The organism is Mycobacterium neumannii, from assembly GCF_048452905.1.
GTDB classification, from domain to species: Bacteria; Actinomycetota; Actinomycetes; order Mycobacteriales; family Mycobacteriaceae; genus Mycobacterium; species Mycobacterium neumannii_B.
Window position 1 is genome coordinate 21638 of record NZ_JBCGVF010000002.1, and the last position, 26703, is coordinate 48340.

Sequence of the window (26703 nt, forward strand, 5' to 3'; positions counted from 1 at the left end):
GCTACGGCCCCTGATCCCAGCGATACGGAGCGACCAACGGGTTGCCGCCCGGTGGCGGCACGTGGTGGTTGCACGGGCTCGGGAACTGGCCGATGGTGCGGCCCCACTGCAGCTCCAACCAGGTCAGGTTGCACTCGAACCGCGTTCCGGTGAAGAAGCTCGAATCGATTCTGCTCAACGTCAGGTCGACGACCAACGTCAGGTTCGCGTAGTCGCCGCGCATCCAATTGAGCAGTGTCTCCTTCGGGAACGGGAAAGTCGGCAAGAAGCTCAGCGCGCGGGTCAACGCGGGACCGGCGTCGGCCAACTCCTCCAGCACCACGCCCAGGTCCTTGAGCTCTTGCACCAGAGCGTCTTTGGTCTGATTGACCGAGTCGGCGGCCAGCGCGCTGAACCGGCCCAGCTGAGTCAGCACCTCGGCCAGGTTCTGCCGCTGATCCCTCAGCACGGCCAGGGCATCGGGAATGGTCCGTAACGCCTTGTCCACCACCGGCTTCTGCTCGGCGATCTGACCCATCAGGTTGTTCAGGCTCTCGGTGGCCTCGATGATGTCCTGCTTCTGGTCATCGAGATGGCCGATCGCGATATCCAATTGCTCGATGAGGCTGCGCAAGTCGCTTTCCCGGCCGGTGAACGCGACGCTCAACGCCTCGGTGATGTCGTAGATATTGCCGATCCCACCGCCGTTGAGCAGCAGCGCCACTGCGGCCAGCGCCTGCTCGGTACTCGGGTAGGCGCTCGACGACTCCAGCGGAATCAGCGAACCTTCTTTGAGCTTGCCCGACGGCGGCGCGTCGGTCGGCGGGGCCAACTCGATGTGCAAGGACCCCAACAGGCTTGTCAACCCGAGTTTGGCCGTCGCGTTCGCGGGCAGTTCGACGTCACCGTTGAGTTCCATCGTCACCAGCGCATGCCAACCCTGGCGCTCGATCTTGCGCACGGTGCCGACGTTCACATCGGCCACCCGGACGCGGGAATTGGGCTCGATGTTGTCGACGTCGGGCATCTGCGCCTGGATCGTGAACGCACCCGGACCGGTGCCCTCGACGCCTGGCAACGGAAGCGAGTTCAGCCCCTGCCAGTCCGAACAGCCCGACAGCACCGCGGCCGACACGGCCACCACCGCCGCTCTGCGAATGAGGTTGCGCCGCATCATGGCCCGACCCCCTGGGGCACCATCATCCCGTGCAGACCGTCGGCCGGATTCGTCGAGACCGGCGCCTCAGCCGCCAACGGCGGGCCGGCGGCCGGCGCGGGTGGCGCCGCCTGCGCCGACGGCGGCGGCGCTGCGGGCGGAACAGGTTGCGGCGGAATGTAGTCGGGCCGCAACCAGTCCTCGCTGTAGGTCAGCTCATTGGGCCGCGTCGTGGCACCGGAGAAGACGTTCTGCATGATGGGCAGGAAGTTGTACTGGCGGTTCTTCAGGATCGGCGCCATGTACTGCACGCACAGCTTGGCCGACTGCTCGGCGTTGAGCCGGGATGCGGCCTGAATTCCGCCGCACAGGAACGAAATCGGGTTGGCGAAGTTGTTGAGCATCGGCAAGCTGCTCACCGCACCCTGAGCGGGCTGCCAGATGTTGACGTAGTTCTGCAACGTGTTGGGCGCCACGTGCAGGAACTGCTTGACCTCGGCGAGGCTGTCGGTCAACGCCTGGGTCACCCCGGCCAACTTGTCCGACGTGGTGCCCAGCGCTTCGCGGTTGTCGGCGACGAACGTCTGGACTTCCCCGACGACGTTGTTGAGGTCGCGCAGCGCGTCGGCGACTTCGTTGGGATCGTTGGCGAGCAGTCCGGTCACGGACGCGAGGTTCTGGTTGAGCTGACGCATCACGTCGGTGCTGTCCTGCAGCGCCGAGACCAGGATCGCCAAATTCTTGACCGTGGAGAAGATGTCGGTGCTGTGATCGCCCAGGGCCGTCACGGCCTGCGACAGCTTGATGACGGTGTCGCGGATGTTGGCGCCCTCGCCGCGTAGGTTCTCGGCAGTGGTGTTGATGACCGACCCCAAGGGGCTCACGTCGCCCGGTTCGGTCGGCTGCAGCGTCTCGGCGAGCTTCTGCAATTGTTGGCGGACCTCGTCCCACTCAACCGGGACGGCGGTGCGCGACTGCGGGATCACCGCATCGTCACCCATCACCGGCCCGCCGGTGTAGGGCGGGGTCAGTTGGATCGCGCGCGCGGTGACCAACGTCGGTGACAGGATCGCGGCCTTGGCGTCTGCCGGCACCTTGTGCTTGCTGTCGTACCAGAACGAGATCTTGACCCGGTCGGGCTGCGGTTCGATGGACTCGATTTTGCCCACGGAAACGCCGACGATGTTGACGTCGTCACCGGGATAGATGCCGTTGGCGTTGTCGAAGTAGGCGACGACGTGTGTGCGGTTGATCGCTCCGGTGTTGCGCAACAACACGATCGCGCCCGCGGCGAGTATCACGACCAACGCAATGGCCAGCATGTTGCGTGCGCCGCGCGTCATCGTCCGGCCTCCGCGGGTGAGAGGTGAGCCTGCCCGCCGGGAGCGGGCACCGCGACCGGAGACGGCGTCGGGTCCGCGGTCGACTGCAGAGCCGGCGGTGCCTCAGCGGGCGGTCCCGGAGGCGGCCCGCCGGGCGGCGGCGCCGGCAACGGCTCGCGGTAGGGATAGCAGCCGGGACCCGGCAACGGCAGCCCGGGCGGTCCGCACGCCTGATCGCCGGGATTGCCGGTGATGGCGTCGGGGACCGTCAGCCGTGGTTCACCGCCTTGACCCGTACGGGGGAACGGCACCGGCAGCGCCGGCGTTCCCGGCTGACCGACCTGCGGGTCGCTCAGCTCCGACGGCAGCTTCACGTTCGGGTCCAGGCCGAGATCGGAGAACGCGGCATCGATGAACGGCTGCAGGAACTGACCCGGCAGCAGGTTGGCGACGTAGTTCTTGAAGAACGGACCGCCAGACACCGATTCACCCAGCGACATCACATAGTCGGTCAGCAACGCGAGCGACTTCTGCAGGCGTTCCTTGCGATTGTCGATGATCGTCAGCACGCCGTTGAGCTTGTCCAGGGCAGGTCGCAGGGTCTCACGGTTTTCGCCGATGAAACCCTGCAACTGACCGCTGAGCGCCGAAATGTTGCCCGACACCTGATCCAGTGCGGCGCTCTGGTTTTCCAGCTCGGCCAGCAGCGCGTTGGTGTTGTTGACCAGGCTCACGATCTGGTTGCTGCGTTCGGCCAGCACCTTGGTGGCCTTGTCGGCGTTGCCGAGCAGCCCGCGCAGCTGCGCGTCGCGTTCGTTCAGCGTGTCGGAGAACCGGGCCACACCCTCGATCGCGACACGGAGCTCGGGCGGGGTGTCGGAGAAGGTCTCCGACAACACCCGCAGCGAGTCCGACAACTGGTCGGTGTTCAAACCGCTGATCGCCGTGGCCAATTCGCCGAGCGCATCCGGCAGCTCATAGGGCGACGTCGTGCGATCGAGGGGGATTGTGCCCTCCTGGCGGCCGTCGCCGCGGGAGGTGACCTCGAGGATCTTCGTGCCCAGCAGGCCCTCGGTCTTGATCGCCGCCTCGGTGCGATCGCCCAACCGGATCTCACTGTCGACGGTGAACGTCACCAGCGCGCGCGGTCCGTCCAACTCGATGGACTTGACCCTGCCGACCTCGAACCCCGAAACACGCACGGCCTTACCGGCTTGCAGCCCGCCGACCTCGGCGAAGTAGGCCGAGTACTCACTGCCCTGCAAGAACGGCAGCCGATCGTAGTTCAGCGATCCCAGCACAATGCCGACCGTCAGCGCCAGCCCGACGGCCCCGATGACGGTCTGATTCCGTTCCGAGAAGGACCTCATCTCGGCGCACACCTCCCGGTGGACTGCCCGGCGACTTTCACATACACCGGCTGGCCGCCCTTGCCGTTGAGTTTGAGCACGATGTCGCAGAGATAGAAGTTGAAGAAGTCGCCGTAGAGCCCTTGCCGTGCGAGCGCTTGATGGGCGTCCGGCAGAGTGTTCAGCAGGTTGTCGAAGTACTCGTGGTCGGCCACCACGATCCCCGCGGCGCGGTCCGTTTCCTGGATCGCCTTGGTGAACGGTGGACGAGCCTGGTCCAAAAGGTCCGCGACGGTTCCGGCCGCTTCATTGGTGTACGCCAGCCCGTTGCTGATGTCGGATCTGCGTTCAGCCAGTGTCCCGACCAGTTCGCTGAGCGCGTCGACCGCCTTAGCGAACTGGTCGTTCTGGTCGCCGAGGGATCCCAGCACCACATTGAGGTTGACGATCACGTCGCCGATCAGCCGGTCGCGATCCGCCAAAGTCGTTGTCAGCGCCGCGGTCTGGGACAGGAACGAGTTGATGGTCGCGCCCTGACCCTGCAGCGCCTGGATGAGCTGACTCGACAGCGCGTTGACCTGGTCTGGGTCCAGCGCACGGAACAGTGGTCGGAAGCCGCCGATCAGCGCGTCGAGGTCGAGCGCGGGAGATGTGCGGGCGAAGGGGATCGTGCCGCCGGGCTCGAGCTTCTTGACTCCGCCGACGCCCTCCTCGAGTGCCAGGTAGCGGCCCCCGATGAGGTCGTCGTATCGGATGACGGCCCTGCTGCCCTCGGTCAGCACCACCGACTGGTCCGCGTTGAACTCCACCCGCGCAGTGGTATCGGGTTGGATGGCAACCTTTTCCACGCTGCCGACCTCGACGCCGGCGATGCGCACGAAATCGCCGTTCTCCAGACCGGTGACATTGGTGAACTCGGCGACATAGCTGTTGGTGGCCTCCCCGAAGCGCATCTCGCCGAAGACCGCGAACAGTCCGAACACGCCGAGCAGGCACACAGCCAGGAACACGGCGAGACGCACCGCGTCCCGTCGAACCCTGGCGTTCATGCTGGACATGGCGTGTCACCTCTCATGGCGTCGTGGTTCATCCGAACGGGGGCCCCGGTCGCGCGGGGGTCGGCAGGGGTGTCGGTCGTAGGGGCGTGGGTTGCACCTGGGCGGGCGAATGGACGATGAACGGTTCCGAACCCGGTGTCGGGCCGGGATCCCGCGGCGCCATCGGCGGCGGGGCGGCCGGTAGGCCCGGCCACAGCGGGGTGCCGTCGTCGGCGTACAGGTCGGCACCGTAAGCGGGGGCTCCCGGGTACGGGATCGGACCTATCGCGGGTCCGCCGAACAGGTTCCGCACGCTCGGCGGTTCGGGCACGGCGCGGGTGGTCGGCAGGTAGTTGGCGTACCCGGGGAAGCCGATGCCGGGGTTCGGCCGCCAGTCGATTCCGGTGCCGAACCCGGTGTTGGTGACCAGGTTGCGCACCGGCCAGTTCTGCGCGACGTCGGGCAGCGAGCCGCAGCTGGGTTTGCCGCCCGGCCCGCCCTTGGCGCCGACGATCGGCAGGTGGTTGGGGTACCGGTACGGGTCGTCGCCGACGCCGAGGGCCACGTCCAGCACCAGCGTCCGGCCGTTACCGCCGGGCGCGTCGTACCCGCCGGTGTCGAGCAGGGTCTTCGCGCCGGTCAGCAGGCAGGTGTACTCCGGGCTGTACTTGTACAGCAGGTTGGTCGTCGGCTCGAGCACGTTGATGGACTTGATCAGGTTCGCCTGGTTCGGCGCGAGCAGGTTGATTCCGCTGTTGGAGAGCCCGATGGTGGCGAGCAGCAGCGCATCCAGTTGGCCGGCCTGGCCGGTGATCGTGGTGCTTGTGGTGCTGAGCGCGTCGAGGGTGCTCAGAATGTCTTGTGCCGCAGCGCTGTACGTGTCGTTGAAATCCCGCAGCGCGCGCAAATCCTCGGTGATGGTCTCGTTGCGTGGATTGAGTTCGAGCAGAACCTGATTCGCGTCGGTGGTGGCCTGGCCGATCAGCTCACCCTGACCTCGGACACCCTCGGCGAGCGCGTACAACGTGCTGTTGAGCTTGGCCGGGTCGACCTGCTCGAGCACGTCGACGATGTTCTGGAACACCGTGTTGGCTTCGACGGTGACGTTACGCGACTCGATCACCTGACCGGCGGCGAGCCGCGCTGAACTGGGATCGCTCGGATAGATCAGATCGACGAATTTGGCGCCGAACACCGTCGTCGCCCGGATCTGCGCCTCGACGTTCGACGGGATGAACTGAAGCTTGTCCTTGTCGATCTCCAGCTTCAACGCCACCGGCTGGCTGCCGCCCTGGATTGCGGAGACCCGCCCGACCTGCACGCCGCGCAACTTCACCTTGGCGTCGGTTTCCATCACCAGACCCGAACGGTCCGACGTCAGGGTGACGGTCTCGGTCTTGCGGAAGGCGCCGACGAACAGGGCATACGTCAACCAGATGGCGGCGGCGACGATCACCACGAGGATCAACGTCCACCACGCGGGATGCAGGCCTTCCTCTTCGACGTCCATATCAGCCGGCCAGGTTGAAGTTGCCGGATTGACCGTAGACAGCGAGCGAGAGCATCACCAGCACGAAGGCCGAGACGATGAGCGAGGTGCGCACGGCCCGCCCGACGGCCTCACCGACGCCCGCGGGCCCACCCCGCGCGGTGTAGCCGTAATAGGTGTGCACCAGCATGATCATCACTGACAGCGCGATGGTTTGACCGAACGACCACATCAGGTCCGTGGGGTTGAGGAACGTCCTGAAGTAGTGGTCGTACACACCCGTCGACTGACCGTAGATCACGGTGGTGCCGAACCGTGCCGCCCAGAACGCCGCGATCACGCCGACGCAGTACAGCGGGATCACCACCAGGAAGCCGGCGACCACCCGCGTCGATGCGAGGTAGGCGATGCTGCGGATGCCCATCACTTCCAGCGCGTCGACCTCCTCGTTGATCCGCATGGCGCCCAGTTGTGCGGTGGCGCCCGCGCCGATGGTCGCCGACAACGCCACCGCCGTGGTGGCCGGCGCGATCAGCCGCACGTTGAAGAACGCCGAGGCGAAACCGGTCAGCGCCTCGACGCCGATTTCCGAGAAGTCGGTGTAGCCCTGCACGGCCACGAGGGCGCCGGTGGTCACGGTGAGGAAGCCGACAATCGCCACCGTGCCGCCGATGATGATGAGTGCGCCCGCGCCAAGGCCCATCTGGGCGATGATCCGGATCAGCTCGACCTGGTAGTGGACGACGGTGTAGCGGATCGAGGTCAGAGTGCGGCCGAAGAACTTGGCTTGCATGCCGACGCGGTTCCACGGATCGGCGACGCTTTTGAACCGGGCCTTCAGCCACGGGAACTGGGAATGCGGCCTCGAAACAGTCACATCGTCACCTTCACCGCGACCGCGGTCGCGACGATGTTGATCGCGAACAGCGCCATGAACGTGAAGACCACGGTCTCGTTGACGGCGTTGCCGACACCCGCCGGCCCTCCGCCCACGGAAATGCCCTTGTAGCAAGCGATCATGCCTGCGGACAAACCGAACAGCGCGGCCTTGAGCAACGCGATGATGACGTCGGTGGTCCCGATGAGCAACGTCAGACCCGCGGCGAACGCACCCGGTGAGACGTTCTGAATGTAGACCACGAAGAAATACGCGCCGGCCAGACCGACGAGGATGACGGTCGCGGACAACGCAAGCGACACCAGCGTCGCCGCCAACACACGCGGAACGACCAGCGCCTGAATGGGATTCACGCCCATAACCCGCAGCGCATCGAGCTCTTCGCGGATGGTGCGCGCGCCGAGGTCGGCGCACATGGCGGTGGCGCCCGCACCCGCGACAACCAGCACCGTCACGATCGGCCCGATCTGGCGCACGGTTCCGAGCGCCGCGCCCGTTCCGGAGAAGTCGGCAGCGCCGAATTCCACCAACAGAATATTGAACGTGAAGGTCAGCAACACCGTATACGGAATGGTCAGCATCAGTGTCGGCAGTATCGACACGCGCGCGACGAACCACGCCTGAGAGATGAACTCCCGCCACGCGAAAGGTGGCCGGAACATCCACACGAAGGTGTCGAGCGCCATGGAGTAGAAGCCGCCGAAGGCGCGCACGGGCTTGGCAATTGCATTGACAGCGACCATCAGTCGGCTCCCACCCGCGCGCTTCGCACTGCCATCTGCACTGCCATAGCCCGCCGACCTTCCCTGACACCAACAACCCGCGCCCGTGATGGCTGTGGCGCAAGGGTACACACGGCCGGACGTCCGAGAACCGTATATCGGGATTTCGCGGTTGAGCAACCGTCGACGTCAAACAGGTGAGCAGCCCACTACAGGGGCCACTGGCTAACTTTCGCGCACGGATTTTTCGAGTTCGGCGACGTACTGCCTGGCGCCCAGGGCGCGCAGCGCGAAGTCCAGTACGCGGGCCTTGGCCAGCCGCAGACCCTCGTGGTCGTCGAAGGTCTGGCTGATCAACACGCGGCTGATGATCGCGTTGATGGCGACCGCGTCCTGCTCGGGGTCGGCCAGCGGAAACGAACCGTGGTCGCGTCCGCGCCGCAGAATCTCCACCAGTGAGCGCTCACGGTCGGCATGGGCCTTCTCGCGCGTCTCGCGATAGCCTTTGGCGGCACGGACCTCATCGGAGTCGATGACGGTGAAGTGCATCCGCATCTCCTCGTCGTGGATCAGCCCGAACATCCCCTCGATCCAGGCTTCGAGTTGCTCGGCGGGAACACCCGACTTCTCCTCGACGACACGGTCGAGCCGCCGCGCCAAGGCGTCGGTCTCCTCGCGCAGCATGGCAAGGAACAACTCGTCCTTCGATTCGAAGTGACGGTAGAAAGCCCGCGTCGAGACTTCAGCCCGCTGCAGAATGGCAGCGACCGGGACTGGACCCGTGTGCGGTTGCGACAGACAGGCGTACGCAGCCTCGATGATGCGCTCACGATCATGGGCGGCAAACGCGGGCTGCACGAGCGCAAAGTATATTGACGCCCTCATCAAGGACGCCGGGATCGGCGGAATTTCCCGGTAGGTAACGTGAGCCACCGGGGCGAGTCGGAGAGGACGGCCGTGAGCGCGACTGACAGCGACCCGCAGACCGTCAAGTTCCGCGGGTCGGAGGACATCACCCTGGTGGCCGACGAGTGGAACCGTGGCGCGGAGACCGAGCAGCCCTCCGTTCTGCTTCTGCACGGCGGCGGGCAGAACCGCTACTCGTGGAAGCGGACCGGACACGTCCTGGCCGGCCTGGGTCTGCACGTGGTCGCGCTGGACAGCCGAGGACACGGCGACAGCGACCGTGCGCCCGACGCCAACTACACCGTCGACGCGTTGAGTGCGGACACGCTTGCGGTCATCGAGCAGATCGGGCGTCCGGTCGCCTTGATCGGCGCGAGCATGGGCGGAATGACGGGCATGCTGGCTGCCGCCGCTGCCGGACCGGAGAAGGTCACCAAGCTGGTGCTTGTCGACGTGGTGCCGCGGTACGAGAAGGACGGCAGCGCCCGCATCCGCGAGTTCATGTCCAGCGGCGTAGACGGATTCGAGACTCTCGACGAGGCGGCCGACGCGGTCGCCGCGTATCTGCCGTACCGGAAGCGGCCGCGCAACCCCGAAGGTTTGAAGAAGAACCTGCGGTTGCGCGACGGGCGATGGTTCTGGCATTGGGATCCGGCGTTTCTCACCGCGCCGATCGATGACCGGTTCGTCCGCGAGGAGAAGCTCGAGCACGCGGTGATGAGCTTGACCATCCCGATCCTGTTGATCCGTGGGAAGCTTTCCGACGTGGTCAGCACCGCGGGGGTCAAGGACTTCCTGGAGAAGGTGCCCCGAGCGGAATTCGTCGAGCTCTCCGAGGCCGGGCACACCGCCGCCGGCGACGACAACGACGCGTTCTCCGAAGTCGTGGTGCAGTTCGTCAGCCGGTGACCTGCGCGCCGCTGAAACTGAGATTTTGCGCCAAAATGTTGTGACAACGCCAAAATGTTGTGACAATTCGTGCAAAAGCTCAGTTTCGAGACTTGCGTCAGGCCAGCAACGGTACCGCCTCGTGGCGGTCGTTGGTCAGGATTTCAAACATCGCGCGCCGGTTGGCCGTCAACTCTGCGCGCTCGAACGCCTTGCCCGCCACCTGGATTCGGCAGCTGGCGATCGCGGAGTTGTAGCAGTATTTCGTCGCGCCGTCCGTGTCGGTGTACGTCAGCCCGATCACGTCGGACGGTTGCGTCACGATCTCGCCCTCGATCATCTGGTCGGCGACCCGCCCGCCGAACGTCCATGTGAACGGACTGTATTGGCCGTGGGTCTGCAGGCTACCGCGGATCGAGCGCACGGCGAGCTCCTGACCGGCATGCCGGAACACGAACAACGTCACACCGGGCAACAGCACCGGCCCGAACGCTGCTCGGGCAGTGACGATCTCGAGCGTCGTTTCCGGTGCGTCGTCGAACCCGCAGACCTGCCCGTATGCGTACGACGGAGTGTGGCGGGTCCCCCAGTTGTGGTTGACGCTGCCGGCCCAGCCGTCGAGAACGAGCCGGACATCGTCGAGTTCGAGCAACCCGTCGAAGCGCGCGAGGGGATGGCGCACCGTCGTTTTGGCGGTCGGAAACCGCGCCGCGTAGGCACGGTCGGTGAGCAGCCGGACCGGTGCTTCGTCGCCCGGGGTGATGCGCAGGTCCCACCGCCCCGAGCGGTGCCCACCGGTGACCACGCCCTCGGCCGACCGGTCGTCGAGGACGGTCGCGGCGATGCGCGCGGTCCAGTCCTCGTAGCGGTAGTCGGCCGACTCGATCGGGTACGGCTCCTTGAGCGCGCGGTTGCCTGCGCCGTCCGGGTCGAAGACCATCACCCACACGTCTGCGACCGCCACCCCTGCCGTGGGGAGCAGCAGCGTCTCCCGCAGCCACAGCGCCTGAGGCAGGTCAGGGTGGTTGGCGCGGATGTAGCGACTCTCGTAATACGGGGGCGCCGCAGACGTCACCGGTTCAGCATCCAATACTTGAGGGGTGACCGGTGCCCAGATCGTGGTCTACGTGTTGGCGATTGTGGCGGCGGCCGAAGCCGTCGCACTGGCCGTGCTGTGGATCCGCTACACCCGCCAGCGTGAGGAACTCGACGAAGCCCACCGGCGTCTGGACACCAGGAACATGCTGTTCAGCGGCGGTCGCGAGGCGGTGAAGCAAGTGTGGCAGACCGCGAACATCCTGCGCAAGGACGGCCTCGGCGCGGCGGTGCGATCCTCAATCGAGGACCTTGCGGACTGGGCCGAGGTCGAACGACCGGACCTGGCCCGGCTCTCGCCGAGCGGCAAGATGGTGATCCTGTTCTCCGACATCGAGGAGTCGACGGCGCTCAACGAACGCATCGGTGACCGCGCATGGGTCCGGCTGCTTGGCCGCCACGACAAGATGGTGCGCCGCCACGTGAAGAAACACTCGGGCTACGTGGTCAAGAGTCAGGGCGACGGGTTCATGGTGGCCTTCGCCCAACCGGAGGAAGCGGTGCGCTGCAGTATCGAGGTGCAGCAGTCACTTCGTCGTCCGCCCAACGGTATTCGCGTCCGGATGGGAATCCACATGGGTAAGTCGGTGCGCCGCGGTGACGACCTGTTCGGACGCAATGTCGCGATGGCCGCCCGCGTGGCGAACGAAGCCAACGGCGGCGAGGTGCTGGTGAGCGAGGTGGTGCGCGACGCGCTCGCCGACGTCGAGGACATCGAGTTCGACGACGGCCGCGACGCCGAACTCAAGGGGTTCAACGGATCACACCGGCTCTATGCCGTTGCGTCCTGACCGTCGGCGTTGGTCTCGGCCACCCGCTGGTGTAGCCGCGCCCTGATGTCATCGGGTGTGTACGAATTGCGGCGCCGCTGATCGCGCGCGACCAACGCCCCGCCTGCCACCACACCCGCCACACTCGCCAGCCCGACCCACTTCCAGATACCGCGCATGACGCTCAGTCTGCCTAAGCTGCGGATGTGAAACCAACCACGGTGTCGTTGGAGCAGGCGCTCGAGGCGACCCGCACCGGCGATCTGTGGCTGTTTCGCGGACGGTCGGGGCCGGACCGGGCGATTCAGTCGCTGACCAACAGCCCGGTCAACCACGTCGGGATGACGATCGCGATCGAAGACCTGCCGCCGCTGATCTGGCACGCCGAACTCGGCGACAAGCTGACCGACATGTGGACCGGGCGCAACCAGCGGGGCGTGCAACTCAACGACGCGCGCCTGGTGGTAGAGCGGTGGATCAACAACTATCACCAGCGTTGCTGGCTGCGCCAGCTCACGCCGTATGCCAGCCGCGAGCAGGAGGACCGCGCGTTGAAGGTGGTCGCCCGTATGGACGGCACACCGTTCCCGAGCACCGCGCGGCTGACCGGCCGGTGGTTTCGCGGGCGCCTGGCCGTCACGGACTTCACCCGCGGAATTCCGTTCGTGCACAGGAAGGTTCGCGATGCGACGCTACGCAGAAAACAGGAGAAGCTCCAAGTGGGGCTGCAGACCGCGTACTGCGCCGAGACTGTCGCCATCACCTACGAGGAGATGGGCTTGCTGACCTCGGAGAAGCACTACAACTGGTTCGACCCAGGCTCGTTCTGGAGCGGCGACACACTGCCGCTCGCGCCCGGCTATCAACTCAGCCCCGAAATCGCCGTGACGCTGGACTGATCGGCGGCACCCGAGTGTGTTGTCCGAAGCAAGGGAAATACCATGGTTCCCTTTTCATTCCCGTCCCCCTACCCTAGTTGTCATGTTGACGCGGACGAGAATCACCGTGACATTGCTGCTGGCCGCCCTCACAATGTTGTTGTCGGGATGCGTCGTTCTTGGTGGCTTTCCCTTCGGCGTCATTGGGTAGTTGTGTAGCACTGCGTGATTGCCGTCAGAGGCGGGCGAAGCAGGGGTTGGCGTCCTCCTTGGGGATGGCGGCGTCACGACTCGAGAATGTGCCGACGACGCCGGAGTCGGTGACCTCGACGCTGTCGGCTCGGATCCCGAGCGGGTAGTTGTCGTTGAGCTTCTTTGTCAGGTCGTTGAGCGCGGTTTGCACAGCGTCCTTGGGCAGCGGGCCGGTGACGTCGAGGACCTGCAGGTTCAGGTCGCCGTCGGTCACGACGGGTTTGGCGCTGACGCTGTTGTCGCCGGCCTCCAGGATCACCGTCCCCGCCGCGGGGTCGGTACGCACGCCGGTGACCAGATTGCCGACACCGGGCAGGTTCGCGGCAACGGTGTCCTTGATACCGGCCGACTTCCAGCTCAGCGTCGCGTCAAGCGATCCGATGGTGCCCTTGGAGTCTCCGGTGTCCTGCAACCGCACATAGGCGAGGGTGACCTCCGCGGTCATACCGTCGGCGCTCTGCACCCGGTTTCCGTCGGTGGTGACCGAGATGTTGGTGTAATGCCCCGTCATGTGCTGCCACAGGAACGGCGGGTTCACTCCGAAAGAGATCTTGACGCCGTCTTCGGTCACACACTCGGCGACCTCGGTCAAGATGTTGTCCGCGCGCTGCCGCGCATAGAGCTCGCCGGCGGCCAGGCCACCCGCCAGCAGGGCGAGCACGATGACGGCGATCAGCAAGATCGACATTTTGTTGAAACCGTGTCTGCGCCGCGGTTTCTCGTCCCCGCCCGGCGTCGGTCCGAACGTTGGCGGTGGCGGTGGCGGAATCGGTTCTCGTCGCTGGAGCTGCTGGGTCGGCTGCACGTCGGCCGGTGATGGTGGTCGCGGGAAGCGTTGTGTCGGACCCGCACTCGCCGGCCCCCTTGAGGTTCGGAGTTGCTCGGTAGGCCGCTCGTGCGGCGGCGGAGCCGGTTGCCGGGGCGGCTCCGGCGGCCGAGGGGGCGGTCGCCGTTGACCCGGATGCGGTGGCGGCGAGCCGCGGCCCCGCCAGTCAGGCGGGCCCGAGCGGTGCGGCGGCTGCGTCACATGCGCAATTCTGCCCTATCAGTACTCGAAAAGCCTTCGCCAGGGCGGGCCCGGCGGGGGTTCGTAGATCGACGACGCGCTACGCGCGCGGCACGGCGGGTTCGTCGTGCCGGTGTTGCGAACGGCCGGGTAGTCGGCGTCTCTGCGCTTCTTCAGTCCGAGCAAGCCCAGCAGGGCGTGCATCGCTTGGTCGGCCGATCACTCGGCGCGAAACACGGCCTGTCGCCTGGCAAGGTAATCCGCGAGGTTCTGAAGCGAAGAATTCATCCCCTCCGCGTGGTCGGCGGCCGAGATCCCGACCGGCACGTCGTCCGCGCGCAGTTCGACCCGCGTGCCGCCGTCGACCCTCGTCACCGACCACGTCATCGTCATCGTTCCGCCGAAAACCGCGTCGGCAGAAGCGAATTCGATGGTCTGGACCACACGGTCATCGGGCTCTATCTCGACGAAGCGTCCCTCGACGACATCGGAGTCGGCGTCGCTCTTGCCGCCCTGCGCGCGCGGTTCGCTGTATCTCAGGACCATTCGGTAGGAACCGCCAGGCCGGGCGTCGAAGTGTTCGAATCTGCCGGTCATCCCCGACGGGGGCAGCCACTCGATCAGCGCCTCAGGGTCGACGAGCGCCTCGAAGACGCGGCTCAGCGGGGCCTTGACCACCCGCGATGCGGTATCCGTGCGTGTCATCAACAACATTGAACCCGATTCGGCGATCGCAATCTTGGGATCGGTAGCGCGTCCGGGGCCTTCTACTCATCGCACTGGCTACGCGACACGCGCGGAGCCTCGCGAGAAGGAACCACACAGACATGAACACACACGGCGCGAAGAAGTCGATGATCGGGGCGACGCTGTTGGGCGGTGTGGCCCTCGCCGCAGCGCTCACCGCGGGTGCCGCCAACGCAACCCCGTCACCGCATCCGGAGCTGAGGATCGAATACTCCGATGTCGCTGCCCCCGGTGACGGTTCGGTGCGCGACACCCATCCGCAATCGCGGTTGTGTGACGGCTCGGTGCGCGTCGCCAGCCCTCCGCTCCAGGCGTGTGACGGCTCGATGCGGGTAGCCCTCCCCTGACTTCGTTTCCACTAGCCCGGCAGGGTCCGCCTCGCCTGCCACGTGACTCCGGGCACGGTGTTCGCCAGGTCCGGCCTGGCTTTGGCGAATACCCGCAACGCCCGATAGGACGACCAGACATGCCGGGGCGTCGGCACTTTCGGCACCCACGTCAACTCCCAGTGGATGCCGTTGATCGGATCGTCGAAGAAGACCGCGTAGTAGCCGGGCCAGTACTGCGGATACTCCCTCGGTGGGTCGGTGACCGGGACACCGCGCGCGACCAGGAACCCGCGGTGGAAGCGGTCGACTTCTTTGCGGCTTCGCGCCCACAGGGCGATGTGGTTGATGCCGACGGACTGGTCGGCGTGGCTCAACTTCGCGCCGGTGCGGGCGGGTTGGATGCCGATGTAACTGTGCGGGTTGACGTAGCGCGTCATGTAGTAGATCGACTGATATTCCATGTTCATCGACGAGAAGCTGCTGTATCCGAGCCAGCCGAACAACGCGTCGTAGAAGGCGATCGAGTCGCCGTAGTCCAGCACCGCAAACTCCACGTGACTGACCCCGCGCCACCGCATCGCGACCTCCCTCATTGTGTACTACGGAGTGTAGTACTTGTATGTGACGACCGTCGTCGTTTCGCCAGATGGCGTGACCCCGTCCCGGGGACCGCCCGCGAGCACGAAGCCGACGCGTTCCAGTACCCGACGAGATCCGACGTTCTCCGAGCGGTCCGTGCCGTCAACCGAGTCAATCCGGCTTCGGTGGCCAGACCAGCGACTGCCGACAGGCCTTGACGGGCCGCGCCGCGACCGCGCCCCTGCGGAGCCAACCAGAACCCGACCTCTGCATCGGATTCGTGGATGTCGAAAAGGACGGTGCTGCCGAGGAAGTCGTCGGACCACGCGTCCGCGATGGCCAGCACGGCAAGCGTGTCGTCGGTGCCCGCCGCGAATGCGTGCGCGTCGCCGTGGCGCAGCCGCCGGACCGTCACGTTGCCTTCGCCACGGGGTAGCCGGTCGGCGATCCTCACTTGCGGCGCTTCGACGCCTTGTTGCTGCGGTTGACCTCGACGGCTCGTTTGATCAGGGCCTTGAACGCCTTTGGATCCAAATCGTCGTCTTCGCGCAGATCGATCGACCGCCCGACGGGAGCTTGCAGGCTCGCGTTGAAAAGTTCATCGGGGTCGTCGATGGACGAGCCCTTGGCGAAATTCACCTTGACCTTGCCCTTGTACATCTCCAGCGTGCAGATGAGCCCGTCCAACGAGAACGCAGGCACACCATCCGGGTTGGACGGTTTGCGCCATTTGATCTCCTCGACGACGTCGGGTTCGGCTTGTTTGATCAACGACCGAATCTCCTCGACCCGGTCTATGCGCCAGTCTTCTGCCATACCCCGAATGTAACGTTTCGCCCATACGACCCCGGCGAGACTAGGTGCAGCAGTTTGGGTCCAGGACGGTGCATAGCGCACCCAGTGCATCGCGGTGCGGTCGGTGGTACACGTTCATTCCGCGCCGGTCGGACTCGACCAGCCCAGCGCGTCGAAGCTGGGTCAGGTGATGGCTGACAGTCGATTCGGTCAACCCAAGTGCCGTCGCAAGTTCGCCGCTGTTCTGCTCGCCCGCCGACGAACTGAACAACATCGACATGATCTTCACCCTGGCGGGGTCAGCGAGCGCCTTGAGTCGAAGCGCGACATGGAGCGCGGCGTCGTCGCTCATCGGACCGGCGGCAACCGGCGCACAGCACACCGGCGCGGACATATCGATCACGGGCAACGATTTGGGCATGAAGCAAGTCTGCCACGGGCCTTGACATATATCAAAAAGGTGAGGAAAGTGGTGAGCAGCCGGCTACTTCGATATATGTCTCACAAGTATGGAGGAACATCATGTCCCGCGTTCAGCTCGCCCTAAACGTCGACGACCTCGACGAAGCAATCACCTTCTACTCGAAGCTGTTCAACACTGCACCCGCCAAAATCAAGGAGGGCTATGCGAACTTCGCTGTCGCGGAACCACCGCTGAAGCTGGTCTTGCTGGAGAACCCCGGCAACGGCGGCACGATCAACCACCTCGGAGTCGAGGTTGCGACGAGCGAGACCGTCCACGCCGAGATCGCCCGCCTGACCGACGAGGGGCTGTTCACGGACGAAGAGATCGGCACCACCTGTTGCTTCGCCAAGCAGGACAAGGTCTGGGTCACTGGCCCGGCTGGCGAGAAGTGGGAGGTGTACACGGTGCTCGAAGACTCCGACACCTTCGGCACCAGCCCGCAGCAGCCCGGCGACACTGACGCTGAAGGCGACGTCTGCTGCCGCGGTACGGCCGCGGACAACGATGACAAGGTGGCGGCAACGTCTTCCTGCTGCTAGATGCGGTGCGCCCGCCGCGACCTCGTGGAGATCTGATCGCGGCGGGCGCATCATCGAAGTATGGAGGCGGGCGGTACGAGCGTCGATCGAGCCGCGATCAACGCCGACCTCGAACGCGCCCGCATCGACTTCCACCGAGGTATGCACTTCCCGACCCGATGGGACCCCTTCTTCAGCGACTACATGACGTTGGAGGACCTCTACCGATATCCCGGACGGCACTTCGACTTCCACTCCGGCCAGCTCACCCTCACCACGCGAACCTGAGGCGACGTTCACCCGATGTTCGTTTGCGTCCTGAATCGATGCCTGTCAATATCGATGGATGTCTAAGTCGCGTCTCCCCTTGAACGATGCGGCGGTCTGCGCCTACGCCCCCGTCATCCGCGAACCGTTGTCGACCGCTGCCGCTGCCGACATCGCAGCCAAACTCAAGGCCCTGTCCGACCCAGTGCGTCTGCGCTTGTTCAGCTTGGTCGCCAGTCACGCCGGTGGAGAGGCCTGCGTCTGCGATATTTCCGGCGACTTCGACGTCACCCAACCCACAATCTCGCATCACCTCAAGGTCCTCAAAGACGCCGGGCTTCTGGTCTCCGAGCGTCGGGGGTCATGGGTGTACTACTCCGTCCGTACTGAAACTCTGATGACGCTCTCGTCGGTACTGAGCACTGTCGCCGCCGACGACGCGACAACCGGGGCCCCCGCGTGACCATGTCCCTCACCGCGGACGCGCACCCCACCGTCGTTGAGAAGTTGTCGCTGCTCGACCGCTTCCTGCCGGTATGGATCGGCATTGCGATGGCCGCTGGCCTGTTCCTCGGACGACTCGTTCCAGGCCTGAACACGACCTTGAATCACGTTGAGATCGACGGCATCTCGTTGCCCATTGCGCTCGGCTTGCTGATCATGATGTATCCGGTGCTGGCGAAGGTCCGCTACGACCGGCTCGACACCGTCACTGGCGACCGCAAGTTGCTCATTAGCTCGTTGGTGCTCAATTGGGTGCTCGGTCCGGCGCTGATGTTCGCGCTGGCCTGGCTGCTACTGCCCGACCTACCCGAATACCGTACCGGTCTGATCATCGTGGGTCTCGCGAGATGCATTGCCATGGTGATCATCTGGAATGACCTCGCCTGTGGCGATCGCGAAGCCGCCGCCGTCCTGGTCGCATTCAACTCGATCTTCCAGGTCATCATGTTCGCCGTTCTCGGCTGGTTCTACCTGTCCGTGCTGCCCGGCTGGCTCGGTCTGGAACAGACGACCATTAGCACCTCCCCCTGGCAGATCGCCAAGTCCGTACTGATCTTCCTCGGCATTCCACTGCTCGCGGGGTACCTGTCTCGGCGGCTCGGAGAGCGGGCCAAGGGGCGCACCTGGTATGAATCCACGTTCCTGCCCAGAGTCGGCCCGTGGGCGCTGTACGGCCTGCTGTTCACCGTCGTGATTCTCTTTGCGTTGCAAGGCGAACAGATCACCAGCCGACCCCTGGACGTCGTCCGCATCGCCCTGCCACTGCTGGCCTACTTCGCCGTGATGTGGGGCGGTGGCTACCTCCTTGGAGCTCTACTCGGGTTGGGCTACCAGCGCACCACCACGCTTGCATTCACCGCCGCGGGCAATAACTTCGAACTTGCCATCGCCGTCGCCATCGCCACCTACGGCGCAACCTCGGGCCAGGCACTCGCCGGAGTCGTCGGCCCACTCATCGAAGTACCCGTCCTCGTCGCCCTCGTCTACGTTTCACTGGCCCTTCGCCGCCTTTTCACTGGCGACTCAACCCCGGCACCCGTCACGCCCGATCGGAGCGCGCAATGACAGAAAAAATGGCCGCCGACAAGCCGACCGTGCTGTTCTTGTGCACCCACAACGCCGGGAGGTCCCAGATGGCGCTGGGCTACTTCGTCCACATGGCCGGGGATGACGCCGTCGCCTGGTCCGGCGGCTCCGAACCGGCTAACGAGATCAACCCCTCCGCCATCGAGGCCATGGCAGAAGTCGGCATCGACATCACCGACGAGTTCCCCAAGCCCTGGACCGACGAGATCGTCCACGCCGCCGATGTCGTCGTCACCATGGGCTGCGGCGACACCTGCCCCGTCTTCCCTGGCAAGCGTTACGAGAACTGGGCGTTGCCCGACCCCGCCGGCCAGTCGGTCGACGCCGTTCGACCGATCCGCGACGACATCGAAGAGCGCGTCCGCCGGCTACTCACTGAGCTCGGTGTCGCCGTTCGACGCGTACCCGGTGCGTAGCGGCAGTGCTCTACACATTGAACCGGAACTCGACCACGTCGCCGTCGACCATGACGTAGTCCTTGCCTTCCATCCGCACCTTGCCCGCGGCCTTCGCGGCGGCCATCGAACCGGCCTCGATCAGGTCGTCGTAGGAGACGATCTCGGCCTTGATGAAGCCCTTCTCGAAGTCGGTGTGGATCACGCCGGCCGCCTTCGGCGCGGTGTCGCCCTGGCGGATCGTCCACGCGCGGGCCTCCTTGGGCCCCGCGGTGAGGAACGTCTGCAACTTGAGGGTGTGAAAACCCGCCCGCGCCAGCGCATCCAGCCCGCGTTCGGTCTGGCCGATGGACTCCAACAGCTCGGCGGCCGACTCGTCGTCGAGCTCCTGCAGCTCGGCCTCGATCTTGGCGTCCAGGAAGACCGCGTCGGCGGGTGCGACCAGTTCACGTAGCTCCGCCTTGCGCTCCTCGTCGGTCAACACGGCCTCGTCGGCGTTGAACACGTACAGGAACGGTTTGGTAGTCAGCAGATTGAGTTCCCGTAGCGGCGCGACGTCGGTTCCGGCGGCGAACAACGTGGTTCCTTCGTCGAGGACTTCCTGCGCAGCCACGGCAGCCTCATACGCCGGCCGGCGTTCCTTGTGCGTCCTGGCTTCCTTCTCCAGCCGCGGCAACGCCTTCTCCAGCGTCTGCATATCCGCCAGTATCAGCTCGGTCTCGATCACCTCGATGTCGGACTTGGGATCGATGCGGCCATCGACGTGCGCCACATCGTCGTCGCTGAACACCCGCACCACCTGGCAGATCGCGTCGCTCTCGCGGATGTTGGCGAGGAACTTGTTGCCCAGCCCGGCGCCTTCCGAGGCGCCCTTGACGATCCCGGCGATATCAACGAAGGTGACCGGCGCATGAACGATCTTTTCCGACCCGAACATCTTGGCGAGCTCGGCCAGTCGCGGATCGGGCAGCGGAACGACACCCTCGTTGGGTTCGATCGTGGCGAACGGGTAGTTGGCCGCGAGGACGTCGTTGCGCGTCAACGCGTTGAACAGCGTCGATTTCCCGACGTTCGGCAGGCCGACGATTCCCAGGTTCAAGCTCACAGGGTCCAGAGTCTAGGAGACCGTGACGGGCACGCCAGAACCGCGCTGACAGCCACACGGAGCCAGAGCCGGTACGGTCTACCTGTGTCAGCACAGCGCGCGCGGTCGGCCGTCGGCGCCGACCACCGCTCCGCGCATCCCAACTTCCCCGGTGTGCCCGGGTGGGGCGGCGTGCTGATCGCGGTCACCCTGACGACGGTCGGGTTCGCGTTCGACGCCGGAGCGGGCAGCAGAGAACTCAGCTCCGTGTTCGCGGCGTTCTATGTCCTCGGCTGCCTCGCCGCCGTGCTGGCGGTACGCCAGCAAGCCGTGTTCACCGCGGTCATCCAGCCGCCACTGCTGTTGTTCGTCAGCGTGCCGGGCGCCTACTTCCTGTTCACCGGCGGCCAGTTCACCGGGGTGAAGGACCTGGCGATCAACTGCGGCTATCCGCTGATCGAGCGCTTCCCCCTGATGTTCTTCACGTCTGCGGCCGTGCTGCTGATCGGCATGTGCCGCTGGTACATCGGGATGTCGACACGCCGCACATCTCCGGCCGCCTCCGAGGACAGCGAGGCCAAAGGACCCGCGTTGGCCGCGGCCGTGGCGACCGCGGTCACGGCAGCGGCGGCCAAGATCTCGCCGCTCTTCGCCCGCAAGGCCCGTGACGAGGACGACGAGGTCGCCCCCCGGCCACGCCGCAAGCGCCCCGACACCGCGAGCCGGACCGCCCGCGCGGACCGTACGTCGTCGCGAACCAGCAGGGCGGCCGCCGATCGCAGCGGTCGGCCGGCCCGGCGCAGCACGACGTCGCGGTCCCGCCATGTGCGGCCTCCTGCCACCGAGATCATCGAGCCGATCGCCGAACGGGCTCGGCGCGCTCGCCCCGGCAGGCACGCCGAGCCGCCGCCCGGGGCCGAGCCTCGGCGCAGGCCGCGCACGTCGAACCCGCGTCAGCCGGGTCCTCCGCCGTCTGAACGTCGCGCCGGCTACGACCGCAGAAGTCAGGACCGGACAGCGGACCGGCCCGAGCGTCGCCGTCGCTTCGACGACTACCAGCCACGCGAGCCGCACGGCCGAAACGGCAGCAACGGCAACGGGTCAGGCAACGGCACCCACCATCCGATCTCCCGGGTGCGCTACCGCGGCGAGGAAGCCGACGACCGCGCGGAGTACCGCACCCGCCGCCGCGCTCCCCGCGGCTGGGAGGCCGACTCCTGGGAGTACGACATCTAGTCTCGGGCGCGCAGGAAGCGGCCCGCGGCGTCCACCGCCGGAGCGGAGCTGCCCGCGTCGCTGACGAACACCGCCAGCGCCAGGTCGCCGTCGATGCCGACGAACCAGCCGTGTGCGTGGGTGTCGTCGATGTACTCGGCGGTGCCCGTCTTTCCGAGCATGCCGGGGATGTCCTGTAGCTGGGTGGCCGTCCCGTTGGTGACGGTTTCGCGCATCATCGATCTGACCTGCTCGGCGACCGCCGTCGGGACCGGATCCGGCGTGCGGTCGGGCCTGCCCGGTTGACCCTCGACGATCGTGGGGGCCGGCGCCGAACCGCGTGCCAGCGCGGCGGCCACCATCGCCATACCGAACGGTGACGCCGTGACCTGGCCCTGGCCGATGCCCGCTTCGACGCGCAGCGCCGCGGTGTCCGCGACCGGAACCTTGCCCGTGACGGTCGTCATCCCGGGCGCGGTGTAGTCGATGCCGAGGCCCAGTTGCGCCGCCGCCCTGGTCAGCGCGTCCGGCGGCAGGTTCACCGCCAGCCGGCCCATGGTCGTGTTGCAGGACCGCGCGAACGCGGTGTGCAACGGCACCAGACCGAGCTCGAAATTGTCGTCGTTGGGAATCTGTCTGCCCTCGATGTTCTCGGTGGCAGGACAGGCGACGATGCTGTCGGGGGTGACCTGGCCGGCCTGCAGTGCGGCCGACACCGTCACCGTCTTGAACGTCGACCCCGGCGGATAGAGGCCCGTCAACGCGATCGGCCCCTGCGCGTCGGCGGGCGCGTTCTGCGCGACTGCCATGAGATTTCCGGTGGACGGCTGGATCGCGACCAGCGCCGCCGGGGTCGGAAGCGGCGCAAGCGCGTCTTCTGCTGCCCGCAGCATCGCGATGTCGAGCGTGCTGGCGATGTCGCCGACAGGTTTGGCGTCCTGCCCGCCGACGCGGCGCGGTCCCGTACTCGTCTGTGCGCTGACCGCCCATCCCGCGGCCTCGTCGGTGCGCTGGTGCCACAGTTCGGACAGCCCGGCCAGAGTGGGCGACGTGAGCGCCTTGTCGGTCGCCAGCAGACGTGTCTGGGGCGCGAGCGTGACATTCGGTAGCGCTGACAACGGCGCCTCGATCGGCGCGATGTCCTCCCGGCGGAGCGTGATCGCGGTGAGGGGTTTACCGCCCGCCGCGTCGAGGTCGGCGCGCAACGATTCGGCGGTGATCCCGGGGGCGATCGGGTTGAGCAGCGCGGCAACGGTATTCACGTCTGCGCCGGGCGCCAGGTTGACCAGCGTCACGATGTGCTCGGTCAGCAGGTCCGCACCGGTGCGGTCCAGGACACGTGCGGCCGGTTGGGGGGTGAGCGTGCTGTAGGACAGCGGCCCCTCGTCGAGGCCGGGAGCGACGGTCCCCGGTCGCCAGTCGATCCTGACGTCGTCGCCCGACGTGGTCGACGTGCCGTTCGTCGTGTACGCCCATCGGGTCGCGCCGTCGCGGAACTCCCAGGTGGTGTCGAGGCTGAAGGTGGACGGCTTGTCGCCTTCGTGCTGTACCGACGACACCTCGACCTGCACGTCGGTGCCGAGGCTCTCGAAGAGCTTGGTCAGCGTGTCGGTCGCGGCGGCGGGATCGCTCGTGACGGCCGCGGCGGCAGCGGCGTCACCCTTGGACAGCGCGTCGGCGAACACGCGCACCGCGTCGGTCAGGCGGTCTTCGGCAGTAGAGCAACCCGCGGCGGCCACGATCAGCGCCAACACCAACAGCGAGCGTGACGCTACTGCGAGATTTACCAACGATTTTCGCGGTGAGTGCACGCTCGATGAGGTTACGCGCGGGCGGGGCGGATCTCCCGAGGCAACGCGAACACGAGTGTCTCGTTGGCCGTCGTCACCGACTGCACCATGTCATAGCCATACTCGGCCAGCCGCTCCAGGACGCCGCGCACCAGGATCTCCGGCACCGACGCGCCGGACGTGATGCCGACCGTCGTCACGCCCTCGAGCCACGCGGGGTCGATGTCGTCGGCGTAGTCGACCAGGTGAGCGGCGTCCGAACCGGCGCCCAAGGCCACCTCGACCAGGCGCACCGAGTTCGACGAGTTCCGCGAGCCGACGACGATCACCAGCTCGCACTCCGGGGCCATCGCCTTGACGGCGACCTGGCGGTTCTGGGTGGCGTAACAGATGTCGTCGCTGGGTGGGTCCTGCAGGGTCGGGAACTTCTCCCGCAGCCGACGCACCGTCTCCATCGTCTCGTCCACGCTCAGCGTGGTCTGCGACAGCCAGATGACCTTGCTCTCGTCACGCACGGTGACGTTGTCGACCGAATCCGGTCCGTCGACGAGCTGGACGTGGTCGGGCGCCTCGCCGGCGGTCCCGATGACCTCCTCGTGGCCCTCGTGGCCGATCAGCAGGATGTCGTAGTCGTCCCTGGCGAATCGCTTGGCCTCGTTGTGGACCTTGGTGACCAGCGGGCAGGTCGCATCGATGACCTTGAGGTCGCGCTCCTTGGCGGTCTGGTGCACGGTCGGGGCCACGCCGTGCGCGGAGAACACCACGATCGCGCCCTCGGGCACCTCGTCGGTCTCGTCGACGAAGACGGCTCCGGCCTTGGCCAACGTTTCTACGACGTGGCGGTTGTGCACGATCTCGTGGCGCACGTAGACCGGGGCGCCGTGCTTCTCCAGCGCACGCTCGACGGTCTCGACGGCGCGATCGACTCCCGCGCAGTACCCGCGCGGTTCCGCCAGCAGTACACGTTTCCCGGTCACGCCACCGGCGACCGAGCTCGAGGCGCCCGGAATCCCCATGTTGATTGTCGGCGGCATGGCTACCAGGGTACGCACAGTGCCGTTCCAAGGCCGTTCGTCCCAGCCGAGAAGCCGCCCGTAGGCTGTGACCATGGCAACCGCACCGTATGGGGTCCGTCTGCTGGTTGGCGCGGCGGTAACCGCCATCGAGGAAACCCGCAAGCTGCCCCAGACCATCCTGATGTACCCGATGACCGTCGTCAGTAGCCTCGCGCACCTGGTGATGAAAGTGCAGCAGGACGTCGCCGACCTGGTCAACAAGGGTGACGAGACGCTGGAGACGATCTTCCCGCCCAAGGACGAGCAGCCCGAGTGGGCCACCTTCGACGAAGACGACGACGACTTCGAGGCGCCGAGTTCGGCCGCCTCGAGCGACGGCGAACGCATGACCGAGGGCCGCTTCGCGCTGTTCAGCAACGGTGAGCCGCAGTCGACGCCCGAACAAGACGGCGAAGATGCTGGCCTGCCGATCGGCGAGGCCCCCGAGATCGTCACCGAACTCGACTACGAGTCGCTGACGCTGGCTCAGCTGCGCGCGCGGCTGAACACGCTGCGCGTGGCCGACCTCGAGGCGCTGCTGGCCTACGAGGAAGCCACCAAGGGCCGTGCCCCGTTCCAGACGCTGCTTGCCAACAGGATCACCCGCGCGTCAGCCAAGTGAGCACGCCGGCGGGGCCCCGAAGATGACCGACGCCGAGCAGGGCCAGTCGCCGGAGAACCCGTTTCCGGTTCGCTCCGTGTCGATGAAGATCAAGGACTGGATCGAACGGCTGGGCACGGTCTGGGTCGAAGGGCAGGTCGCCCAGCTCTCGACGCGGCCGAACTCCAGCACCGCCTACATCACGCTGCGCGACCCGTCGGTCGACATGTCGCTGTCGATCACCTGCCCACGCGAGCTGGTGCTCAACGCGCCGGTGAAACTCACCGAGGGCACCCGGGTGGTCATGCTGGGACGGCCGAACTTCTTCGTCGGTCGGGGCTCGTTCTCGTTGCGCGTCAACCAGATTCGCGCGGTGGGCGTGGGCGAGCTGTTGGCGCGCATCGAACGCCTGCGCCAGCTGTTGCACGCCGAGGGACTCTTCGACCCCCGGCTCAAGCGGCCGATTCCGTTCCTGCCGAACACGATCGGGCTGATCACCAGCCGCGGCAGCCACGCCGAACACGACGTGATCTCGGTGGCCACCGGCCGCTGGCCCGCCGTGCGCTTCGCAGTCCGCAACACCGCCGTGCAGGGCCCCAACACGGTCCCTCAGGTGGTCGAGGCGCTGCGGGGACTGGACGCCGACCCCGACGTCGACGTGATCGTCATCGCCCGCGGCGGTGGCAGCGTCGAAGACCTGCTGCCCTTCTACGACGAGACGCTGTGCCGCGAGATCGCCAAGTGCACCACACCGGTGGTCAGCGCGATCGGACACGAACCCGACAACCCGCTGTGCGACCTGGTCGCCGATCTGCGCGCCGCGACGCCGACCGACGCGGCCAAGCGCATCGTTCCCGACGCGGCCGCCGAACAGGCCTACATCACCGATCTGTGCCGTCGAGGTGGCCGCGCGCTGCGCAACTGGGTGCACCGTGAGCAACATGCCCTCGATCAGTTACGCAGCAGGCCGGTGCTCGCGCAGCCGCTGGCGGCGATCACCGCGCGCGCCGACGAGGTCGACCGTCTGCGCGCGACCGCACGCCGCGACGTCACCCGGCTGGTGGCCACCGAGACCGATCGCATCGGGCATCTGTCGGCACGGCTGAGCACACTGGGCCCTGCGGCGACCCTGGCGCGCGGCTATGCCGTGGTGCAGACGATGCCGGATGCCCAGGTGTTGCGCACCACCGCGGACGCCGCCAGCGGTGTGCGGCTGCGGGTCCGGGTGGCGGACGGGGCGATCACCGCGATAAGCGAGGGGCCGGAAGGGGCAGACGATGAAGCCCATTAGTGAACTGGGATACGAGGAAGCGCGTGAAGAGTTGGTGGCGGTCGTCCAGCAACTCGAGCAGGGTGGCCTCGATTTGGAAACGTCGCTGAAACTGTGGGAACGCGGTGAGGAGCTGGCTAAACGCTGTGAAGAGCACTTAGCTGGTGCCCGCAAGCGCATCGAGGAGGCGCTGGCCGCCAAAGAGGGTGACGAAAGTTGACAGCGCAACATTTTCTTCTCTGTGGGGTCGAAACT

The 26703-nt window shown here is 66.3% G+C and carries 30 protein-coding genes and 2 pseudogenes; 13 read left to right on the forward strand and 19 right to left on the reverse strand.

The features are described from left to right. Nucleotide 1: 1 nt before the first annotated feature. The 8 genes from AAHH99_RS04645 to AAHH99_RS04680 all read right to left on the reverse strand — a co-directional run bounded on the left by AAHH99_RS04645 (nt 2) and on the right by AAHH99_RS04680 (nt 8810). Nucleotides 2-1156, reverse strand: a complete 1155-nt coding sequence (locus tag AAHH99_RS04645; protein WP_064411920.1) for an MCE family protein — start codon at nt 1154-1156, stop codon at nt 2-4. Continuing rightward, nucleotides 1153-2478, reverse strand: coding sequence for a virulence factor Mce family protein (locus AAHH99_RS04650; protein WP_418767630.1), 1326 nt, complete (start codon nt 2476-2478; stop codon nt 1153-1155). The genes AAHH99_RS04645 and AAHH99_RS04650 overlap by 4 nt, the downstream gene beginning before the upstream one ends. After that, nucleotides 2475-3827 carry an MCE family protein gene (locus AAHH99_RS04655; protein WP_418767631.1) on the reverse strand — a complete coding sequence of 451 codons (1353 nt, stop codon included), beginning with the start codon at nt 3825-3827 and terminating at the stop codon, nt 2475-2477. Before AAHH99_RS04655 ends, AAHH99_RS04650 begins: the two co-directional genes overlap by 4 nt. Then, entirely contained in the window at nt 3824-4855 is a 1032-nt protein-coding gene (locus tag AAHH99_RS04660) for a virulence factor Mce family protein (protein ID WP_418767865.1), read from the reverse strand. The genes AAHH99_RS04655 and AAHH99_RS04660 overlap by 4 nt, the downstream gene beginning before the upstream one ends. Nucleotides 4856-4892: 37 nt before the next feature. Next, nucleotides 4893-6353 carry an MCE family protein gene (locus tag AAHH99_RS04665; protein ID WP_064411922.1) on the reverse strand — a complete coding sequence of 487 codons (1461 nt, stop codon included), beginning with the start codon at nt 6351-6353 and terminating at the stop codon, nt 4893-4895. A gap of 1 nt (nt 6354) precedes the next feature. Next, entirely contained in the window at nt 6355-7209 is an 855-nt protein-coding gene (locus AAHH99_RS04670; protein ID WP_064397607.1) for an ABC transporter permease, read from the reverse strand. Further along, complete coding sequence (locus AAHH99_RS04675) at nt 7206-7973, reverse strand: MlaE family ABC transporter permease (protein WP_064406628.1); 768 nt, start codon at nt 7971-7973, stop codon at nt 7206-7208. Before AAHH99_RS04675 ends, AAHH99_RS04670 begins: the two co-directional genes overlap by 4 nt. Nucleotides 7974-8177: 204 nt before the next feature. After that, the gene (locus AAHH99_RS04680; protein ID WP_418767632.1) at nt 8178-8810 is read right to left on the reverse strand and encodes a TetR/AcrR family transcriptional regulator; all 633 of its coding nucleotides are present in this window, start codon (nt 8808-8810) and stop codon (nt 8178-8180) included. 99 nt (nt 8811-8909) lie between these two features. Between AAHH99_RS04680 and AAHH99_RS04685 the strand changes: the two genes are divergently transcribed. Then, nucleotides 8910-9767, forward strand: a complete 858-nt coding sequence (locus tag AAHH99_RS04685; protein WP_418767633.1) for an alpha/beta fold hydrolase — start codon at nt 8910-8912, stop codon at nt 9765-9767. Between the two features lie 97 nt (nt 9768-9864). Here AAHH99_RS04685 and AAHH99_RS04690 read toward each other — a convergent pair whose 3' ends face one another. Then, a complete protein-coding gene (locus tag AAHH99_RS04690; RefSeq protein ID WP_418767634.1) occupies nt 9865-10821 on the reverse strand; it encodes a hypothetical protein in 957 nt (318 codons plus the stop codon). Nucleotides 10822-10846: 25 nt separating this feature from the next. Here AAHH99_RS04690 and AAHH99_RS04695 point away from each other — a divergent pair, with 25 nt between their 5' ends. Next, nucleotides 10847-11632, forward strand: coding sequence for an adenylate/guanylate cyclase domain-containing protein (locus tag AAHH99_RS04695; RefSeq protein WP_418767635.1), 786 nt, complete (start codon nt 10847-10849; stop codon nt 11630-11632). Here the strand turns inward: AAHH99_RS04695 and AAHH99_RS04700 are convergent. Further along, complete coding sequence (locus AAHH99_RS04700; protein ID WP_094288903.1) at nt 11614-11790, reverse strand: hypothetical protein; 177 nt, start codon at nt 11788-11790, stop codon at nt 11614-11616. The genes AAHH99_RS04695 and AAHH99_RS04700 overlap by 19 nt on opposite strands. Before the next feature lie 42 nt (nt 11791-11832). Between AAHH99_RS04700 and AAHH99_RS04705 the strand changes: the two genes are divergently transcribed. Next, the gene (locus tag AAHH99_RS04705; RefSeq protein WP_418767866.1) at nt 11833-12510 is read left to right on the forward strand and encodes a guanylate cyclase; all 678 of its coding nucleotides are present in this window, start codon (nt 11833-11835) and stop codon (nt 12508-12510) included. A gap of 214 nt (nt 12511-12724) precedes the next feature. On the opposite strand, the gene AAHH99_RS04710 is transcribed toward AAHH99_RS04705, so the two are convergent. Beyond that, nucleotides 12725-13429 (reverse strand): DUF2993 domain-containing protein, encoded by a 705-nt coding sequence (locus AAHH99_RS04710; RefSeq protein ID WP_418767636.1) that lies wholly within the window; start codon nt 13427-13429, stop codon nt 12725-12727. Between the two features lie 537 nt (nt 13430-13966). After that, a complete protein-coding gene (locus AAHH99_RS04715; protein ID WP_418767637.1) occupies nt 13967-14452 on the reverse strand; it encodes an SRPBCC family protein in 486 nt (161 codons plus the stop codon). Between the two features lie 122 nt (nt 14453-14574). On the opposite strand from AAHH99_RS04715, the gene AAHH99_RS04720 reads away from it, so the two are divergent. Beyond that, nucleotides 14575-14841 (forward strand): hypothetical protein, encoded by a 267-nt coding sequence (locus AAHH99_RS04720; protein ID WP_418767638.1) that lies wholly within the window; start codon nt 14575-14577, stop codon nt 14839-14841. Nucleotides 14842-14852: 11 nt separating this feature from the next. On the opposite strand, the gene AAHH99_RS04725 is transcribed toward AAHH99_RS04720, so the two are convergent. Together AAHH99_RS04725 and AAHH99_RS04730 are read right to left on the reverse strand one after the other, a co-directional pair. Continuing rightward, nucleotides 14853-15401, reverse strand: coding sequence for a VOC family protein (locus AAHH99_RS04725; protein WP_418767867.1), 549 nt, complete (start codon nt 15399-15401; stop codon nt 14853-14855). A gap of 11 nt (nt 15402-15412) precedes the next feature. Next, nucleotides 15413-15748 (reverse strand): GNAT family N-acetyltransferase, encoded by a 336-nt coding sequence (locus AAHH99_RS04730; protein WP_418767868.1) that lies wholly within the window; start codon nt 15746-15748, stop codon nt 15413-15415. Here AAHH99_RS04730 and AAHH99_RS04735 point away from each other — a divergent pair. After that, nucleotides 15683-15838, forward strand: a complete 156-nt coding sequence (locus AAHH99_RS04735) for a hypothetical protein (protein WP_418767886.1) — start codon at nt 15683-15685, stop codon at nt 15836-15838. The genes AAHH99_RS04730 and AAHH99_RS04735 overlap by 66 nt on opposite strands. A gap of 14 nt (nt 15839-15852) precedes the next feature. On the opposite strand, the gene AAHH99_RS04740 is transcribed toward AAHH99_RS04735, so the two are convergent. Then, on the reverse strand, nt 15853-16218 hold the full coding sequence (locus AAHH99_RS04740) for a DUF1801 domain-containing protein (protein WP_418767639.1): 366 nt from the start codon (nt 16216-16218) through the stop codon (nt 15853-15855). A gap of 40 nt (nt 16219-16258) precedes the next feature. Further along, nucleotides 16259-16618: an Rv2640c family ArsR-like transcriptional regulator gene (locus tag AAHH99_RS04745; RefSeq protein WP_418767640.1), complete on the reverse strand. Its 360-nt coding sequence runs from the start codon at nt 16616-16618 to the stop codon at nt 16259-16261. 101 nt (nt 16619-16719) lie between these two features. Between AAHH99_RS04745 and AAHH99_RS04750 the strand changes: the two genes are divergently transcribed. The 4 genes and pseudogenes from AAHH99_RS04750 (at nt 16720) to arsB (ending at nt 19454) form a co-directional block, all read left to right on the forward strand. Continuing rightward, the gene (locus AAHH99_RS04750; RefSeq protein WP_418767641.1) at nt 16720-17202 is read left to right on the forward strand and encodes an ArsI/CadI family heavy metal resistance metalloenzyme; all 483 of its coding nucleotides are present in this window, start codon (nt 16720-16722) and stop codon (nt 17200-17202) included. Nucleotides 17203-17331: 129 nt separating this feature from the next. Beyond that, a pseudogene (locus tag AAHH99_RS04755) lies at nt 17332-17469 on the forward strand (DinB family protein); the annotation flags it as partial. 58 nt (nt 17470-17527) lie between these two features. Further along, nucleotides 17528-17911: an ArsR/SmtB family transcription factor gene (locus AAHH99_RS04760; RefSeq protein ID WP_418767642.1), complete on the forward strand. Its 384-nt coding sequence runs from the start codon at nt 17528-17530 to the stop codon at nt 17909-17911. A gap of 2 nt (nt 17912-17913) precedes the next feature. Continuing rightward, nucleotides 17914-19454, forward strand: a pseudogene (gene arsB / locus AAHH99_RS04765) (ACR3 family arsenite efflux transporter). Between the two features lie 10 nt (nt 19455-19464). Here the strand turns inward: arsB and ychF are convergent. Next, nucleotides 19465-20538, reverse strand: a complete 1074-nt coding sequence (gene ychF, locus AAHH99_RS04770) for a redox-regulated ATPase YchF (RefSeq protein ID WP_418767643.1) — start codon at nt 20536-20538, stop codon at nt 19465-19467. Nucleotides 20539-20622: 84 nt separating this feature from the next. Between ychF and AAHH99_RS04775 the strand changes: the two genes are divergently transcribed. Further along, on the forward strand, nt 20623-21753 hold the full coding sequence (locus AAHH99_RS04775; RefSeq protein WP_418767644.1) for a DUF6542 domain-containing protein: 1131 nt from the start codon (nt 20623-20625) through the stop codon (nt 21751-21753). Here the strand turns inward: AAHH99_RS04775 and AAHH99_RS04780 are convergent. Both AAHH99_RS04780 and AAHH99_RS04785 read right to left on the reverse strand, forming a co-directional pair. Beyond that, on the reverse strand, nt 21750-23522 hold the full coding sequence (locus AAHH99_RS04780) for a penicillin-binding transpeptidase domain-containing protein (RefSeq protein WP_418767869.1): 1773 nt from the start codon (nt 23520-23522) through the stop codon (nt 21750-21752). The genes AAHH99_RS04775 and AAHH99_RS04780 overlap by 4 nt on opposite strands. A 32-nt stretch (nt 23523-23554) precedes the next feature. After that, the gene (locus AAHH99_RS04785) at nt 23555-24556 is read right to left on the reverse strand and encodes a 4-hydroxy-3-methylbut-2-enyl diphosphate reductase (RefSeq protein ID WP_418767645.1); all 1002 of its coding nucleotides are present in this window, start codon (nt 24554-24556) and stop codon (nt 23555-23557) included. Between the two features lie 73 nt (nt 24557-24629). On the opposite strand from AAHH99_RS04785, the gene AAHH99_RS04790 reads away from it, so the two are divergent. Genes AAHH99_RS04790 through AAHH99_RS04800 form a run of 3 tightly spaced genes read left to right on the forward strand, consistent with a single transcriptional unit; the run spans nt 24630 to nt 26668 of the window. After that, the gene (locus tag AAHH99_RS04790) at nt 24630-25199 is read left to right on the forward strand and encodes a lipid droplet-associated protein (protein WP_418767646.1); all 570 of its coding nucleotides are present in this window, start codon (nt 24630-24632) and stop codon (nt 25197-25199) included. Nucleotides 25200-25221: 22 nt separating this feature from the next. Next, entirely contained in the window at nt 25222-26469 is a 1248-nt protein-coding gene (xseA, locus tag AAHH99_RS04795) for an exodeoxyribonuclease VII large subunit (RefSeq protein WP_418767647.1), read from the forward strand. After that, nucleotides 26456-26668: an exodeoxyribonuclease VII small subunit gene (locus tag AAHH99_RS04800; RefSeq protein WP_418767648.1), complete on the forward strand. Its 213-nt coding sequence runs from the start codon at nt 26456-26458 to the stop codon at nt 26666-26668. The genes xseA and AAHH99_RS04800 overlap by 14 nt, the downstream gene beginning before the upstream one ends. Nucleotides 26669-26703: the final 35 nt, after the last annotated feature.